14 protein-coding genes and 2 tRNA genes are annotated in these 15,347 nt (G+C 53.6%); 8 read left to right on the forward strand and 8 right to left on the reverse strand.

Features of this window, described 5'->3' with window-relative positions:
- Positions 1-18 precede the first annotated feature (18 nt).
- From ABDW36_RS09180 to ABDW36_RS09190, 3 genes are read left to right on the forward strand one after another with little or no spacing between them, the layout of a single operon-like run.
- Positions 19-1,302 (forward strand): RagB/SusD family nutrient uptake outer membrane protein, encoded by a 1,284-nt coding sequence (locus tag ABDW36_RS09180; RefSeq protein WP_343701591.1) that lies wholly within the window; start codon positions 19-21, stop codon positions 1,300-1,302.
- 20 nt (positions 1,303-1,322) lie between these two features.
- Complete coding sequence (locus ABDW36_RS09185) at positions 1,323-2,234, forward strand: phosphodiester glycosidase family protein (protein WP_343701592.1); 912 nt, start codon at positions 1,323-1,325, stop codon at positions 2,232-2,234.
- 14 nt (positions 2,235-2,248) lie between these two features.
- Entirely contained in the window at positions 2,249-3,565 is a 1,317-nt protein-coding gene (locus ABDW36_RS09190; RefSeq protein WP_343701593.1) for an IPT/TIG domain-containing protein, read from the forward strand.
- Positions 3,566-4,190: 625 nt separating this feature from the next.
- On the opposite strand, the gene ABDW36_RS09195 is transcribed toward ABDW36_RS09190, so the two are convergent.
- The 3 genes from ABDW36_RS09195 to mtaB form a co-directional block, all read right to left on the reverse strand.
- Positions 4,191-4,265, reverse strand: a tRNA-Val gene (locus ABDW36_RS09195).
- Between the two features lie 61 nt (positions 4,266-4,326).
- Positions 4,327-4,401 (reverse strand) — tRNA-Val (locus ABDW36_RS09200).
- A 126-nt stretch (positions 4,402-4,527) separates the two neighbouring features.
- On the reverse strand, positions 4,528-5,805 hold the full coding sequence (gene mtaB, locus ABDW36_RS09205) for a tRNA (N(6)-L-threonylcarbamoyladenosine(37)-C(2))-methylthiotransferase MtaB (protein WP_343701594.1): 1,278 nt from the start codon (positions 5,803-5,805) through the stop codon (positions 4,528-4,530).
- A 53-nt stretch (positions 5,806-5,858) separates the two neighbouring features.
- On the opposite strand from mtaB, the gene ABDW36_RS09210 reads away from it, so the two are divergent.
- Together ABDW36_RS09210 and priA are read left to right on the forward strand one after the other, a co-directional pair.
- Positions 5,859-6,623, forward strand: a complete 765-nt coding sequence (locus ABDW36_RS09210) for a lysophospholipid acyltransferase family protein (RefSeq protein WP_343701595.1) — start codon at positions 5,859-5,861, stop codon at positions 6,621-6,623.
- On the forward strand, positions 6,620-9,064 hold the full coding sequence (gene priA, locus ABDW36_RS09215; RefSeq protein WP_343701596.1) for a primosomal protein N': 2,445 nt from the start codon (positions 6,620-6,622) through the stop codon (positions 9,062-9,064). The genes ABDW36_RS09210 and priA overlap by 4 nt, the downstream gene beginning before the upstream one ends.
- Here priA and ABDW36_RS09220 read toward each other — a convergent pair whose 3' ends face one another.
- A complete protein-coding gene (locus ABDW36_RS09220) occupies positions 9,065-9,709 on the reverse strand; it encodes an NAD(P)H-binding protein (RefSeq protein WP_343701597.1) in 645 nt (214 codons plus the stop codon). It lies immediately after the preceding gene.
- A gap of 57 nt (positions 9,710-9,766) precedes the next feature.
- Here ABDW36_RS09220 and murB point away from each other — a divergent pair, with 57 nt between their 5' ends.
- The 3 genes from murB (at position 9,767) to ABDW36_RS09235 (ending at position 11,531) form a co-directional block, all read left to right on the forward strand.
- On the forward strand, positions 9,767-10,783 hold the full coding sequence (murB, locus tag ABDW36_RS09225; protein ID WP_343701598.1) for a UDP-N-acetylmuramate dehydrogenase: 1,017 nt from the start codon (positions 9,767-9,769) through the stop codon (positions 10,781-10,783).
- A gap of 131 nt (positions 10,784-10,914) precedes the next feature.
- On the forward strand, positions 10,915-11,127 hold the full coding sequence (locus tag ABDW36_RS09230; RefSeq protein WP_343701599.1) for a hypothetical protein: 213 nt from the start codon (positions 10,915-10,917) through the stop codon (positions 11,125-11,127).
- Positions 11,128-11,138: 11 nt separating this feature from the next.
- Positions 11,139-11,531 carry a hypothetical protein gene (locus ABDW36_RS09235; RefSeq protein WP_343701600.1) on the forward strand — a complete coding sequence of 131 codons (393 nt, stop codon included), beginning with the start codon at positions 11,139-11,141 and terminating at the stop codon, positions 11,529-11,531.
- On the opposite strand, the gene ABDW36_RS09240 is transcribed toward ABDW36_RS09235, so the two are convergent.
- The 4 genes from ABDW36_RS09240 to ABDW36_RS09255 are packed head-to-tail and all read right to left on the reverse strand — an operon-like array spanning position 11,528 to position 15,314.
- Entirely contained in the window at positions 11,528-12,496 is a 969-nt protein-coding gene (locus tag ABDW36_RS09240) for a YpdA family putative bacillithiol disulfide reductase (RefSeq protein WP_343701601.1), read from the reverse strand. The two genes, ABDW36_RS09235 and ABDW36_RS09240, sit on opposite strands and share 4 nt — an antisense overlap.
- Before the next feature lie 8 nt (positions 12,497-12,504).
- Positions 12,505-13,176: a gamma-glutamyl-gamma-aminobutyrate hydrolase family protein gene (locus ABDW36_RS09245; RefSeq protein WP_343701602.1), complete on the reverse strand. Its 672-nt coding sequence runs from the start codon at positions 13,174-13,176 to the stop codon at positions 12,505-12,507.
- A 3-nt stretch (positions 13,177-13,179) separates the two neighbouring features.
- Positions 13,180-13,890 carry a phytanoyl-CoA dioxygenase family protein gene (locus ABDW36_RS09250; protein WP_343701603.1) on the reverse strand — a complete coding sequence of 237 codons (711 nt, stop codon included), beginning with the start codon at positions 13,888-13,890 and terminating at the stop codon, positions 13,180-13,182.
- Between the two features lie 17 nt (positions 13,891-13,907).
- Complete coding sequence (locus ABDW36_RS09255) at positions 13,908-15,314, reverse strand: DNA recombination protein RmuC (protein ID WP_343701604.1); 1,407 nt, start codon at positions 15,312-15,314, stop codon at positions 13,908-13,910.
- Between the last annotated feature and the right edge of the window lie 33 nt (positions 15,315-15,347).

A 15,347-nucleotide genomic window follows, 5' to 3' on the forward strand; every position in this document is an offset into this window, starting at 1 on the left:
CCGATGCAAAATATTCTCATGAAACGAATCGTATTACCGGCGTTGTTCACAGGCCTGTGCCTGTTTACCTCCTGCAGTAAAATGCTCGATGTAAAATCACATTCCGCCGTGGCCACCAATACTTTGTCTGCCGCTGACGTGGAAGCCTTCCTGGTGGGTATTTACAATCGTGTGCAAAATGCGCCCGGCGCAGAGTCTTATATTTCTTTTGATGTGGTAGGCGGCAACCTCATTAACGCCGGCGCCACCAGTGACGGCGGGCTGAACACTTTCATCAGCAACGTGCTGCGCCCCGAGAACGGGCTGATGTCTGGCGCATGGAACGGTTACTATTCCGCGCTGTACCAGGTGAACAACCTGCTGCAGGCCGTGGAAGGCCTGCCGGTGACCCAGCGCAACACGGAAATATCCGGCATTGCCCATTTCTTCCGCGGGTACCTCTACTACAACCTGGTAGCCCGTTGGGGCGGCGTGCCGGTGCTGGAAAAAAACACGCAGGAAAAAGTGAAGCGCAATACGGAACAGGAAGTATGGGCCTTTATTGAAAAGGAGCTGCAGCTGGCCATAGACGGGGCGCCGGCCTATGCGGCAGGGCAGTACTACCAGGTGTCTTCCGTGGCCGCCAAAGCATTGATGGCACGGGTAAAGCTGGCACAGAACAAAAAGGCAGAAGCCGCTGCGCTGGCAGAAGAAGTGATTGGCAGCGGATTGTTCAAGCTGGATGCTTTTGAGAAGATTTTCAGGGCCACTGCCAATACCGAAGAGATCTTTTCTTTCAAGAACCTCACCATTGAATCTTCCGTACGTGTGAGCACGCTGTTCTATACCTATGCGCACGCCGTGAAGGGCAGTTATGTTTACCGCCCCACACAAGAGGTGATGGACATGTTCTCCGCCACGGACAAGCGCACCGCTATTTCTGTAGATACCTACCAGGGCCTTCGCGTGATCAACAAATACCCCAGCGGCCAGTCTGGCACCGACCCGCAGGTGATCATCCGCCTGGCGGAAATGTACCTGATCAGCGCGGAAGCGCAGGGCCTGGCCGGCCTGCCCCGCCTCAACGAGCTGCGGGCGGAAAGAGGCCTGGCAGCTATCTCGCCTGCTGATGAAAATGCCTACCTGGATGCTGTGCTGCTGGAAAGGAGAAAAGAATTTTTAGGAGAAGGGTACAGGTGGTTTGACCTGGTGCGCACCGGTAAAACGGCAGAACTGGGCCTGGCCGCCAGGGAATCCAGGTATCCCATTCCCATGAACGAGCTGGCGTTGAATAACCTGCTTGAACAAAACAAAGACTACTAACACCATCAATCAGAAAAGATATGAACAAGCTGAAACTTGTACCTGCACTGATGCTGCTGTGTTTTGCAGCCGCCAGCTGCAAAAAAGACTCACAGGCGCAGGTGCCGCATACAGTGATACAAAGCCCGCTCACACAGCGGATAGCAGATAGCACAGACCTGGTGGCGCAGGTGTTTTCAGACACGGTTTTCCAGGTGGCGGAAGGCATCCGGGAAACGGACGTGCACTACCTCAGTAAAACCGGCTATGCCATGCACATGTTTATACTGGAAGTAGACCTCACCCATCCAAAGCTCAAGGTGGAAGCTGCCACGCCTTATAATGTAGACGCCTACGCCATGCAAACCGTGCCGGATATGGCCAAATACCTGCAGGCAGCCGAAGGCCGCGTATTGGCCGGCGTGAACGCGGACTTCTTCAATACCACCACCGGGGAGCCGCGCGGCATCCTCATCCGCAATGGCAAGGTGCTCAAAACCACCTGGGCCAATGCCCGCAGCGCCACTTTCATGGGCGTGCGGAAAAACGGAGAACTGTTCATTGGGGACCGGGAAGATTTTGCCGCCATGAAAGATGATTTTGAAGATGCGCTGGGTGGCGGCCCCATGCTGGTGAAAGACAATGTGATTCTGACCCAGACGGATCTTTCCATAGAGCCGCGCACCGGCGTGGGCATGAGTAACGACGGCAAGCTGTATTTCATGGTGGTAGACGGCCGCAGTTTTTATTATTCCAACGGCGTTACCATTACAGAACTGGGACAAATGCTGAAAGCATGCGGCGCCTCCAAAGCTATCAACGTAGATGGCGGCGGTTCCTCCACTTTCATGATCAAACATCCGCTGGCGGAAGTATGGCAGGTGCGCAACCGCCCGTCTGACGGCAGCAACAGGCCCGTAGGCAATGCCTGGATGATTGTTTCCAAACCTTAAAACTCCCTATCGCTATGCAAAAGATCATACAATGCTGCCTGGCCCTGCTGCTAACGGCCATGCTGGCATGTAATAAAGATAATGAGCCCACCGCCGCGTTCACCCCGGTGATCAACACCGTATGGCCGCTGGAAGGCACGCCGTCTACCATTGTGACCATACGCGGCAAACACTTCAGCGGCGTGCGCACGGAAAACATTGTGAAGTTTAATGGCCTGGAGGCTATTGTGATTGAGGCCAACGAAGGCCAGCTGCAGGTGGTGAGCCCTGAAGGTGGCGCTACCGGCACTATTACCGTAGCCGTGCGCAACGTGGAAATAACCGGCCCTGTATTTACCTACATAGCGCCGCCGGAAGAGTATACGGTAAAAGTGTTTGTGGGTGATGTGAATGCCGGTTCCGTAGATGGCCCTGTGGCCGTTGCGCGGCTGAAAAGCCCGGAAGGAGTGGTGGTAGACGCTGCCGGCAACCTCATTATTACAGACCGTGGCAATAACCGCATCCGCAAAGTGTCTGCCGCAGGTGTAATGAGCACCGTAGCCGGTGCAGACGCTGCCGGTTTTGTAAACGGTACCGCCACTGCCGCAAGGTTCAGGCTGCCCTGGAAATCGGCAGTAGACGCTGCGGGTAATATTTTTGTGGCAGACCGTGATAATCACTGCATCCGTAAAATAACGCCAGACGGCACGGTGAGCACCTTTGCCGGCAAAGGCACGGCAGGTTTTGCAGATGGCGATAAAAACACCGCCATGTTTAACCAGCCGCTGGATGTAGCGGTAGACGCGGCAGGGAATGTATACGTAGCAGACAACCTGAACCACCGCATCCGCAAAATAACGCCAGACGGCAGTGTGAGCACCCTGGCCGGAGATGGTACTGCAGCTTATGCAGACGGCGCCGGTACCGCCGCCAAACTGAAAAACCCCAGCGGCCTTTCCCTCGATGCCGCAGGCAACCTGGTGGTGGCAGACCGGCTCAATCACCGCATCCGCAAAGTGACCATGGCCGGAGAAGTAACTACCCTGGCCGGAGACGGTACTTCCGGTTACAAAGACGGGGAGGCTGCTGCTGCACGGTTTGCAGACCCTTACGGCATTACGGTAGACGGTAACGGCAATATACTGGTGGCTGACCTCAACAATAACAAGGTGCGCAAGCTGGCGGGCACTATTGTAAGCACAATAGCCGGTACGGGCAAAGGTTTCCTGGACGGGCCGGGCACGTCTGCGCAGCTTAACCAGCCTACGGACATCTGTACAGACGCTGCAGGGAATATTTTTGTGGCAGACCTGGGTAATAATTGCATCCGGAAAATATCGCTGCTGAAATAAGCAATTTTTGAGCAGAGGAAGGGTGCGCCGGGAACGGCGCACCTTTTTTGTTACCGGAGGCACGGCCGGTATCTGCTCGGCATCACCGCCGGAGGGGGCGGTTTGCCGCAAAAAGCAGTCAATTTTTTGCGAATGCGTAAAACATTGGTGAATACGTAACGGCATGTTGATCCTTTTCTGCAAAGGTGGCCGGTCTGCACGGGAAGCATTTGACATTAGTGCAGAATTATTTAGCCCAAGTGCAGATTCCGGTACCTGTACCGCAAAAAGGCCGTTTTCAACGAAGGAATAACGAACCTTCCCCCGGAGATGAACGAACAAGCAACCAAAGTTTGTTTGTTCGTTACTTGTTCGTTACTCCTTCGTTACTCCTTCGTTGCTCACCCGCTCAAACCCGTGCCAGATATGGGCTAAACCCGCTTTGGAGGCCTGGAACACAACACTGGCATGCGTTTTTACACTGACTTGCCCCGGCAAAAACAATGATTCAGGCGGAAAGAAACCCGGCTGGTCTGGCATGAAATAAAATAAAAAGGTATCTGTAACCGTGTGGACCAAAAGGGAAGATGACAACAACGGTCTTCGGGGCATAAAAAAAGGCCTTGCAATACTGCAAGGCCTTTCGTGGGAGTTGACGGGGTCGAACCGCCGACCCTCTGCTTGTAAGGCAGATGCTCTGAACCAACTGAGCTAAACTCCCGGTAATTTCAAGTTTTTTTGAGCTTTCCGACCACAGTTTCCGGGCTGTGTGGAAAGAGATGTGGGAGTTGACGGGGTCGAACCGCCGACCCTCTGCTTGTAAGGCAGATGCTCTGAACCAACTGAGCTAAACTCCCGGATATTCGTTTTTTTGATACTGTCTAACGCTTTTCGTTTGACGGGATTGCAAAGGTAAAAACTTATTTCATTCTGCCAAATAATTTTTAAAAATTTTGGTCAGAAAGCCCTGTAGCGGGGCGTCTTTAGCGCAACGCCCAATCTACGATGCTGTTCTCCCATTCTTTCCGGAAAGGGGTTGATATCCTGATATAATTATCCGTATATCCTTCCATCATCCCGTCTTTCTGCATGCCTTCAAACAGCACCTTCCTGGTTTGGCCGGTATGCTGCTCCGTGAAATACTGCATTTTTTTATGGCTGAGATTGCGCAGCGCCTTGTTCCGCTCGTGGCGGATGTTCACCGGCACTACGGGCTGTATGTCAAGGGCATGGGTGTTGGCCCTTTCGGAATAGGTGAAAACGTGCAGGTAGGAAATATCCAGGCCGTGCAGGAAATTGTAGGTTTCCATGAAATGCCCGTCAGACTCCGAAGGGAAGCCTACAATCACGTCTACGCCAATACAGCAGTGCGGCATGAACTGTTTGATGAGGCCTACTTTTTCAGCGTACAGCTCCCGGCGGTACCGGCGCCGCATCAGGCCCAGTATCTCGTTGCTGCCGCTTTGCAGCGGAATGTGGAAGTGCGGCATGAATTTTTTGCTGCCCGCCACAAATTCAATGATCTCGTTGCTGAGCAGGTTCGGCTCTATGGAGGAAATACGGTAGCGCTCAATGCCTTCCACCTCGTCCAGCGCCTGTACCAGCTCGTAAAAAGACTCTTCGCGCTTTTTGCCGCCTTCGAAACCCTTGCCGAAGTCTCCCAGGTTCACCCCCGTCAGCACTATCTCCTTCACTCCGCCCGCAGCCAGCGCCCGGGCATGGGTTATTACGTTGGCCACACTATCGCTGCGGCTGATGCCGCGGGCCATCGGGATGGTACAGAAAGAACAGTTGTAATCACAGCCGTCCTGCACTTTCAGGAAGGTGCGGGTACGGTCGTTCACAGACCAGGAAGCATGGAAGGTGTTCACCTCCTCAATGTCGCAGGAGCAGATCCTGGCGCTGTCTCCCTTGGCCAGCTCGCGGATGTGGTCTGCAATGTTGAACTTCTCCGCTGCCCCCAATACCAGGTCTACCCCCGGTATGTCCGCAATTTCTTTGGGTTTCAGCTGGGCATAGCACCCCGTGATCACCACCAGGCTTTCCGGGGAGCGGCGCTGTATGCGGCGCACCAGCTGCCGGCACTCCTTGTCCGCATTGTCTGTCACGGAACAGGTGTTGATCACATAAACGTCTGCCTGGTCGTCAAAATCCTTTTTGACAAACCCGTCCTTCTCCAGTAACCTGCTGATGGTGGAGGTTTCTGAAAAGTTCAGCTTACAGCCGAGCGTGTGGAATGCTACTGATTTTTCCCGTGTCATAAGAGGGGCAAAGGTACGATATTGCACTATAATTCTGTATCTTTCGGCTTTTTATGCACGTGCTACTGAAATGTTGCCAGGCGCTGTACAGCGTGTACGCCCTGATAGTATGGCTGGCCATCATGTTCCTGATCCTGCCTCCCATTGTACTGGTGTCTTTCCTGGGAAAGGTGAGGGGAGGGAACATTGTATTCTATTTCCTCCGCTTCTGGGCGCATGTGTGGTTCCCCGCCGTGGGCATTTTTGTGAAAAAGACCTGGAAAACACCCAAAAACAACGATCCCTGCATTTACCTGGCTAATCACTCCTCTTACCTGGACGCGGCCCTGGCCGTAAAAGTGATGCCGCTGCCCTTCCGCCCCCTGGGTAAAAGCGAACTGTCCCGCATACCCCTCTTCGGCCTTATTTACAGCCGTTCCGTTGTACCGGTAGACCGTACTACGGCAAAAGGCCGGGCGCAAAGCATGCGGGATATGTTATATATGATAAGGAAAAATGTATCTCTGCTGATATTCCCCGAAGGCACCACCAATGAAACGGAGCAGCCCCTGTTGCCCTTTCACAGCGGCGCCTTCAGGATTGCCATAGAAACGCAAACCCCCATCAGGCCGGTGCTGTACGTAGACAACCATGCCCGGCTGGCCAAGATCAAGTTCCTTTCCCTCAACCCCGGCCCCTGCCGCGTGGTGTTTCTGCCGGTGGTACCGGTAGCGGGACTGACCATGGACGATGTGCCGCAGCTGAAAAAGCAGGTGCGCCACATGATGGAAGAAGAACTACGCAAATACCGCAACTACCCCGCTTTACAGGCCATATGAAGTATGCCGATGTCATATTACCGCTGGCACTGCCCAGGAATTATACGTATGCCGTACCCCCTGAAATGGAAGCCTCCATTCAGCCGGGCAGCCGCGTAGCCGTACCCCTGGGCCGCCAGAAGAAATATACCGGTATTGTAAAGGCGGTGCATGAGCAGGCGCCCGCCGCTTACAAAACGAAACCCATCATGGACCTGATGGACAAGGAACCTGTTGTATACCCCACGCAGCTGGTTTTTTGGGAGTGGATAGCGCAGTATTACATGTGTAACGAAGGAGACGTGCTCAACGCCGCCCTGCCGGCACACCTCAAGCTTTCCAGTGAAACGGTGCTGCTGTACAACGATGCCTTTGGGGATGATTTTACCATGCTGGACGAGCATGAGTACCTGATAGCGGAGGCGCTGCACATACGGAAGGAGCTGCGGATAGGGGAGGTGCAGCTCATCCTTGACCGGTCTGACGTTTATTCCGTTATCAAAAAACTGATAGAAAAAAAGGTATGCCTGGTATATGAAGAGCTGAAAGAAGTATACAAGGAGAAAACGGAAAATTTCATCCTGCTCAATCCCGCATACGACAGTGACGAAGCCTTTGCCCCGCTGTTTGACGAGCTGGCCCGTGCACCCAAACAACTGGAGCTGCTGCTGGCTTACCTGCACCTCATCAAAACGCAGGGAGAAGTGGCGCAAAGCGAACTGCTGAAAAAATCAGGCGCTTCTTCCGCCCAGCTGAAAGCATTAGTAGACAAGAACATTCTGCAAATAGACAAACGCATTGTAGGCCGTGTGCGGATGGGCAAGGTGGAGGTGCAATTGAACTTCGACCTGAGCCCTGTACAGGAAAACGCGCTGGCCGCCATCCGCACCTGCTTTACGGAAAAACAGGTTACGCTCCTGCACGGCGTTACCTCCAGCGGCAAAACGGAGGTCTATGTAAAGCTGATAGAGGAATACCTGGCCACCGGTAAACAGGTGCTGTATCTGCTGCCGGAAATAGCCCTCACCGCGCAGATCATCCGCCGCCTGCAAAAGCACTTCGGCGGCCAGATAGGCATTTATCACTCCCGTTTTTCCAATAACGAAAGGGTGGAGATATGGAACAAGGTGAAAAGCGGGGAGATCAGGATATTGCTGGGCGCCCGCTCCAGCCTGCTGCTGCCTTTCCGGGACCTGGGCCTCATTATCCTGGACGAAGAGCATGACGCGTCTTTCAAGCAGCAAGACCCCGCCCCCCGCTACCATGCGCGGGATGCGGCCATCTACTACGCCGGCCTGTTCAAGGCCAAAGTGCTGCTGGGATCGGCTACACCGTCACTCGAATCTTACTATAACGCACTGCAGGGCAAATATGCGCTGGTAGAACTGCAGGAGCGCTACGGCGGCATTGCCATGCCGGCCATTGAAATTGTAGACCTGAAAAAGGAAATGGCGCTGAAAGAAATGGTGCACAACTTTTCTTCCGTGCTGCGGCAAAACATCCGTCAGTCGCTAGACGCCGGAAAGCAGGTGATCCTGTTCCAGAACCGCCGCGGTTATGCGCCCTTCCTGCTATGCACTACCTGCGGCTGGATACCCAACTGCAAACAATGTGACGTATCCCTCACCTACCACAAGCACCAGGACAAGCTGCATTGCCACTACTGCGGCACCCGCTACCCGTACATCTACACCTGCGCCGCCTGCGGCAGCCAGACGCTGGTGCCCAAAAATTTCGGTACGGAAAAAATTGAGGAAGACCTGCAGGAGCTGTTCCCCGAAGCGCGCATTGCCCGCATGGACATGGACGCCATCCGCAGCAAGGACAGTCACAACAAAATGATACAGCTCCTGGAAGACGGGGAAATAGATATACTGGTGGGCACGCAAATGGTGGTAAAGGGGCTGGATTTCCAGAACGTGAACCTGGTAGGCATCCTGAGCGCAGACAGCCTGTTGAGCTATCCTGATTTCCGGGTGAACGAGCGCGCCTTTCAGCTGATGGAACAGGTCAGCGGCCGTTCCGGCAGGAGAGACGGGCAGGGGAAAGTGATCATCCAGGCCAGCAACACCCGCCACCATGTGCTGGACTTTGTTACGCAGCACAATTACAAAGCCATGTATGAAGCGGAAATAGCGGAGCGCGAACAGTTTGCCTATCCGCCGTTTTCCCGCATCATCAAAATAACCATCCGCCATAAAAAACAGCCCACGGTCAATGAAGCCGCCCTGGTGTTGAGCAACTGGCTGCGGCCTCACCTGGGTGCGCAACTGGTAGGCCCGGCAGCGCCGCTGGTAAGCAAGGTAAGAGATTTCTACCTGCAGGAGATGCTGATCAAGCTGCCGCGTGATAGCCGGCGTATTGCCCAGGTAAAAACGATGCTGAGAGAATTTTTTGGTCAGCTGACCATTGAAAAACAATTCCGTTCCGTAGTGATCACGCCTGATGTAGACGGGGTATGATCAATCTGCAAAGCCTTCTACCACCGTTACCCCCTTCTCCCCGCTTTTAGCTTTTGTTATCATGGCAGCTGCCACAGTTTCCGCCTTTACCGGCCTGTATTTGCGCCACCGCCCTTTCATGAATAAGTTGAAGGCCGGCATCAGCAGCTGCGCCACCTGCTCACCGAAGCGCACTTCTTTGCGGTTGCCCAGCAGCAGGGAGGGGCGGTAAATGAACAGGGAAGGGAAGCCCAATTGTATGAGCGCCTCTTCCGTTTGCCCTTTTGTACGGAGGTAGAAGTTGGAAGAACGGGCGTTGGCGCCTACGGCGGAAACCAGGTGGTATTGCCGCACGCCGTTGCGCAGCGCTATCTGGCCGGTGTTGACGGGGATGGCATAGTCTACCGCGGTAAAAGCCGCCTGGCTGCCCGCGGTTTTGATGGTGGTGCCAATGCAGCAAAACAGCACATCGCCCTGCAAAGCCTTTTCCAGCGCGTCCGCATCGTTGAAAGACACTACGGCGTTCTCCAGCCGGGGATGTTCGAGCAGCAGCGGTTTGCGTACCACGGCCCGCACGCGGTCGAAGCTATCGTCCTGCAAAAGCGCCTGCACCAGCAGGTTGCCGATAAGACCGGAGGCGCCTGTAACAATTGCTGTTTTTGGCATTTTATAGTTAACTATATTTGTTCCGGTAATAAAGATAGGATATTTGAATACTACGCTATGAGGGTAACCGAAAATGTTTCACTAAGGCCTTACAATACTTTCAGCCTGGACGCTACGGCCCGTTATTTCACTACTTTCCACTCTATGGAGTCGCTGCAGGAAATACTGCGGGAGCCCCGCTGGCAGCAGGTGCCGAAAATGGTGCTGGGCGGCGGCAGCAACGTATTGTTCACACAGAACTTTGACGGGCTGGTGCTGAAGAACGAGATCAAAGGCATTGACAAAGTGGGGGAAGACGAAGATTACGTGTATGTAAAAGCCGGCGCCGGGGAAAACTGGCATCAGTTTGTGATGCACTGCATTGAGCAGGACCTGGGCGGCCTGGAAAACCTCTCCCTGATACCCGGCAACGTAGGCGCCAGTCCCATGCAAAACATCGGCGCTTACGGCGTGGAAATAAAAGATACCTTTTACGAGCTGGAAGCCCTGGAAACCGCCAGCCAGCAGTCCATGCACTTCAACAATGCAGCCTGCGAGTTCGGCTACCGCGAAAGCGTATTCAAGCGGCAATACAAAAACCAGTTCGTGATACTCAGCGTTACTTACCGCCTGCTCAAAAAACCGGCCATCAACACCAGCTACGGCGCTATAGAGCAGGAGCTGGAGAGAATGGGCATCACCCGGCCCACCATCCGTGACGTGAGCCAGGCGGTGATCAACATCCGGTCTTCGAAACTGCCCAATCCCGCTGAAATAGGCAATGCCGGCAGCTTCTTCAAAAACCCTGAGATCAGCGCTGAAAAATATGAACAGCTAAAAGCCGCCTTCCCCGATATAGTGGCCTACCCCTTGCCCAATAACCATTACAAGCTGGCAGCCGGCTGGCTGATAGAGCAATGCGGCTGGAAAGGCTTCCGCGAGGGAGATGCCGGCGTGCACGCCCGGCAGGCGCTGGTGCTGGTGAATTACGGCCATGCAAAGGGCGCTGATATCTACGCCTTGTCTACCAGGGTGCTGGAAAGTGTGGAAGCGAAGTTTGGGGTGGTGCTGGAGCGGGAGGTGAATGTGATGTAAGACCTGTTATTTTTTCAGTCTCTCTGATAATACCTCTCAATAGTCAGCAAGTTTTTCAGGATTCACAAATAATTGTTTTTTAGGTGTAGTGAATGGAATAATTTCATGCTGCACTCAAAAAATAATTAACAATGGCATATGCTATCTTCGTTTACATGGTTGCGGTAGTATTCTTTTCGGTGGTATACTATCCATTCGTACTGCTGGTTATTGTCCGCATCTGGACGCCCAATACAGTAAAGCTGGTCAGCAAAACCGGGGAAGTGGTAAAGATCAATTTCAAGAAAGAAAGAGACCCGGAGGTGATCATTAAAGCAGCAGAAATATTAACAGGCCGCAGATAAGACACTCAACATTGAATAACGTTAACCCACAGCCGGCTTCCAGGCCGCAGCAGAACAATATTGAGGATATAGCAGGAGGAGGTGGCGGTATGATACTGGTGAGCCTGGCACAAAACATTTCTGACGATAACATTCTCAAGTCCTGGCTGCTCATACTTACCCCGGCTTTTACGCTGTTTCTCAGGTACATCTGGCGGCATGCTTCTGCCGAAGCGGTCTTTTTGATAAAAGAGGTTTGTGCCTATTTTAACAGGAGGAAGCTGATCAGGGGAATAGACTCCCTGCTGCGGGATGACACTATCAGCGAACCACAAAAGCATAAATTCCGGATAGAGCGGGAACGGATAAAGTTATCTGCTATTGAAGCTCTTCTAAAGCACTATGAAAAGAATAACAGCAGTTAGGAAGTTTTGCTGATATGCCCCACTATCCTGTCCGCATGCTCCCTTGAATTTTCTATAAACCACACATGCGTATTCATACCGCCGCATACCACACCAGCCAGGTAAATGCCGGGCAGGTTGGTTTCCATGGTTTCCGGGTTGTAGGAAGGGGCTCTTACCGCATCTTGTGAAAGGGTAATGCCCGTTTTTTCCAGGAAGTTGAAATCAGGCTGGTAGCCCGTGGCGGCAATCACAAAGTTGTTGGGAATAGTAATGAGGCCTTCCGGGGTACTGATGTCTACCTCCGTGTCACGTATGGCAGTGAGGTGTGAATGAAAGTACGCTTTGATGCTGCCTTCCTTGATGCGGTTCTCTATATCCGGTTTTACCCAGTATTTCACGCGCCGGCCAATTTCACCCTCGCGTATCACCATGGTTACATCCGCGCCCTTGCGGTAGGTTTCGAGCGCGGCATCTACGGAGGAGTTATTGGCGCCTACCACCAGCACCTTTTGCGTGGCGTAATAATGCGGGTCTTTGTAATAGTGGGTCACCTTGGCCAGGTCTTCCCCGGGGATGTTGAGCAGGTTGGGAATGTCGTAAAAGCCGGTGGCGATAATGATGTAGCGGGTATGATAAATTTCTTTGCCGGTGATGACGGTATAGCCGTTATCATTGGGCCGGATGTTTTCCACTTTTTCAAACAGGCTGATGCGGATGTTTTGAGAAGATGCCACCCGGCGGTAATATTCCAGCGCTTCCGGCCGCGTAGGTTTGGCGTTGTTGGAAACAAACGGTACACCGCCTATTTCTAGCCGCTCGCTGGTAGAGAAAAAGGTCATATTGATGGGGTAGCGGTAAAGGGAGTTGACAAGACAGCCTTTTTCCACCACCAGGTAATCTATGCCTGCCTTTTGTGCCGCCAGCGCGCACGCCAGTCCTATAGGGCCTCCGCCTACAATGAGTAATTCCACTTGCTTTGCCATGCCCTAAATTAAACCAATTTTTCCAACCGGTTGAGCAGGGCCTGCATCCACACGTTATTGTCTGCTGCAAAGCGGGCGCCGGCACGGATATCATCAGCTGTTTGCACATAGGCGGCGGGTTGCAGCTCGTGCCCAAGGTGCTGCAGCATGCTTTCCATGGCGGCAGGCGTTACCTCAAAATGAAATTGCAGGCCATACACCTTGTCACCGATGCGGTAAGCCTGGTTTTTGCAGGCGGGCGTTTCTGCCAGGTGTACCGCGCCTTCCGGCAGGTCAAATGTATCTCCGTGCCAGTGGAACACGGTAGCGCTGGAAGGGGCCAGGTCTTCATGGAATTGTACAGGAAACCAGCCGATCTCCTTTTCACGGTTGGGATACACTTTGGCGCCCAGGGCTGCCGCAATCAGTTGTGCTCCCAGGCAGATGCCCAGTACGGGCTTGCCGGCCGCAATAGCGCCGCGTATCAGCTCTTTTTCAGGCGCCAGCCAGGCGTATTGGTCTTCTTCGTAAACGCCCATCGGGCCTCCCATTACGATCAGCATGTCTGCCTCTACCGCGGCGGGCGGAGCAGGGTTGTTGTACCAGCGGGTGGCGCTGAGGGTATGACCGCGCGCGGCGGCCCAGTCTTCAATGCAGGCCAGGCCTTCAAATGGGGCGTGCTGGAAATAGTGGATATGCATTAGTTAGTTGATGTTGATACGTTCAGCCCACTGCAAAGGCACGGGCAATTCGCGGTTACAGAATTCGATGTGCAGTACCTTACGGTTCCTGCCATTGGTGGTCCGGCCTGACGCATGCAGCAACAATGGTTTCATCACCATCACGCCACCTTGCGATACACAACAGGTTTCTTCGGTTTCCCGCTGCCAGTCAATATCTGCGGCACGGTAAATTTCCTTGCGGTGAGAGCCGGGTATTACACGCAGCGCGCCGTTGTTTTCATCCGTTTCGTCCAGGTGAATACGGAGGGTGAACATGTTTTGCAGAATGTGCAGGGGAGGCTGTACGGCATATTGTTGCTCCTTCACCGTCCATGGCCCAAAACCGGCAATATCTGTTTTAGTATTGACGGATATGGTAAGGTCCTGATGGTAGGATACAAACCAGTTGGATGCTCCGGGCTTGTCGAAATAAATGGATTTTACCATGAAGTAGCTGGGCCCAAACAGTTCATGCACCCACCGGAGCAATGCAGGCGTGAAAACTGCCGATTGGAGCGCGGGTATTTCCTGCAATACGCGCCGTATCGCAAAAAGGTCTGCTGTTCTGCGGAAGTTGGCATTTCCTGTTCCCGCCCGCTCGATGGTCTTGATTATGTGCCGGATGGCTGCACTGTCATAAACGGGCGGTAGTATGGTGAATCCTTTTTGTGCCAGTGCATGCTGATGGTCCATCTATTGTTGTTTTCGTTTTATATGCCTTCCTGCCCGTCGCGCCCCTTCACCTCTTTATCCGGAAAGAGAATATCCATCTCCGCCGTCACATCCGCCGGCAGGGTTTTATTTGTTTTGGCATCCAGGTGGCGGATGTTCTCAAACCGCCCGATGATGGTATCTCCTTTACGTTTCCCGTCCTTCAGCTTGTTCATGGCCTCATCGTAAGCGCGTCCCGCCTGCCTGAGCTGGTGCCCCAGGGTTTGCATCTCTTCCAGGAAGAGGGCAAACTTGTCATACAGCAAGCCGCATTGCCGGAATATCTCTTCCACGTTCCTGGCGCGGTTTTCATGTTGCCAGAGCAGCCGCACTATTTTGAAAGTGGCTACCATGGTAGAAGGCGTGATCAGCACGATCTTTTTCTGCAGGGCACGGTTGAAGATGTCCGGATTTTCGTTCAGTGCCAGCGTGAGGGCTGATTCAAAGTGCATGAACAGGAACACGAAGTCTGGCGTGTGGAGGCCGCTGAGGGAATGGTAATTGCGCGCGGCCAGCCCGTCAATGTGGTCATTGATGTTTTTGACCAGCTGGCGGAGGTGGGCCTTTTTTTCTTCCGGGTTGGCCGCGTTGAAATAAGCTACGTAAGCGTTCAGGGACACCTTGCTGTCTATCACCAGGTGTTTGCCGTCAGGCAGCTTCAGGATGAAGTCGGGACGGCGTTTGCCGTCTGTTTCCGCGTCGCGGTACACTTCTTCACGGGTATAGTCTATGTACGGCTGCAGGCCTTCGGCTTCGAGTATCAGGCGGAGGCGGTCTTCTCCCCAGTTGCCCTGTACCTTTACGTCTGACTTCAGGGCGCCGGCCAGGTGGCGGGCGTCTTCGCTCAACTGCTGGTTGAGCCGCTGCAGGGACTCTATTTCCTTTTTCAGGGAAGTAATGTCCTGTATATCTTCCTTGCGGGTGTCTTCAATGGTTTTTTTGAACTGGCCGATGTCTGACTTCAATGGCGCCAGTATATGGTCCATAGCGGTTTTATTGGTATCAACAAAGTCACGGCTCTTTTCTTTCAGAATGTCTGCGGCCATATTCCGGAACTCTTCCCGGTTGGCCTCATGTATCTTTTTCAGCTCCTGGCGCAGCAGGCCGCTTTCTGCGCCGGCGGCGGAAAGGCGGCCGCTGAGGCTGATGATCTCGCGGGTTTGGGCAGCTATTTCTTTCTCTCTTTCTCCCAGGGTGTACAGCATGTTATCGTACATATCGCGCAGCACGTAGTCATCCTGCACCTGTTGCCGGGTTAAACGCTGTGCCAGTTCGGCTTCCAGGGCCTGCGCTTTTTGCAGGGCCTGCTGCAGGGGGGGGGTGAAGTATTGACGGAGGAAGAGATAGCCGGCCAGGCCGCCGGTGAGCAGCCCGATGATCAATGCGGATAAGAGGCTCCAGGTCATATCTTTCAAAGTTAAATAAAAAACGGTCCGGGC

It is taken from the genome of Chitinophaga sp., from assembly GCF_039596455.1.
In the GTDB taxonomy this organism is placed as follows: Bacteria; Bacteroidota; Bacteroidia; order Chitinophagales; family Chitinophagaceae; genus Chitinophaga.

Coding starts and splice junctions, on each gene's coding strand:
- ABDW36_RS09180 (WP_343701591.1), top strand. CDS start 19: ATGAAACGAATCGTATTACCGGCGTTGTTCACAGGCCTGTGCCTGTTT.
- ABDW36_RS09185 (WP_343701592.1), top strand. CDS start 1,323: ATGAACAAGCTGAAACTTGTACCTGCACTGATGCTGCTGTGTTTTGCA.
- ABDW36_RS09190 (WP_343701593.1), top strand. CDS start 2,249: ATGCAAAAGATCATACAATGCTGCCTGGCCCTGCTGCTAACGGCCATG.
- mtaB (WP_343701594.1), bottom strand. CDS start 5,805: ATGACACGGGAAAAATCAGTAGCATTCCACACGCTCGGCTGTAAGCTG.
- ABDW36_RS09210 (WP_343701595.1), top strand. CDS start 5,859: ATGCACGTGCTACTGAAATGTTGCCAGGCGCTGTACAGCGTGTACGCC.
- priA (WP_343701596.1), top strand. CDS start 6,620: ATGAAGTATGCCGATGTCATATTACCGCTGGCACTGCCCAGGAATTAT.
- ABDW36_RS09220 (WP_343701597.1), bottom strand. CDS start 9,709: ATGCCAAAAACAGCAATTGTTACAGGCGCCTCCGGTCTTATCGGCAAC.
- murB (WP_343701598.1), top strand. CDS start 9,767: ATGAGGGTAACCGAAAATGTTTCACTAAGGCCTTACAATACTTTCAGC.
- ABDW36_RS09230 (WP_343701599.1), top strand. CDS start 10,915: ATGGCATATGCTATCTTCGTTTACATGGTTGCGGTAGTATTCTTTTCG.
- ABDW36_RS09240 (WP_343701601.1), bottom strand. CDS start 12,496: ATGGCAAAGCAAGTGGAATTACTCATTGTAGGCGGAGGCCCTATAGGA.
- ABDW36_RS09245 (WP_343701602.1), bottom strand. CDS start 13,176: ATGCATATCCACTATTTCCAGCACGCCCCATTTGAAGGCCTGGCCTGC.
- ABDW36_RS09250 (WP_343701603.1), bottom strand. CDS start 13,890: ATGGACCATCAGCATGCACTGGCACAAAAAGGATTCACCATACTACCG.
- ABDW36_RS09255 (WP_343701604.1), bottom strand. CDS start 15,314: ATGACCTGGAGCCTCTTATCCGCATTGATCATCGGGCTGCTCACCGGC.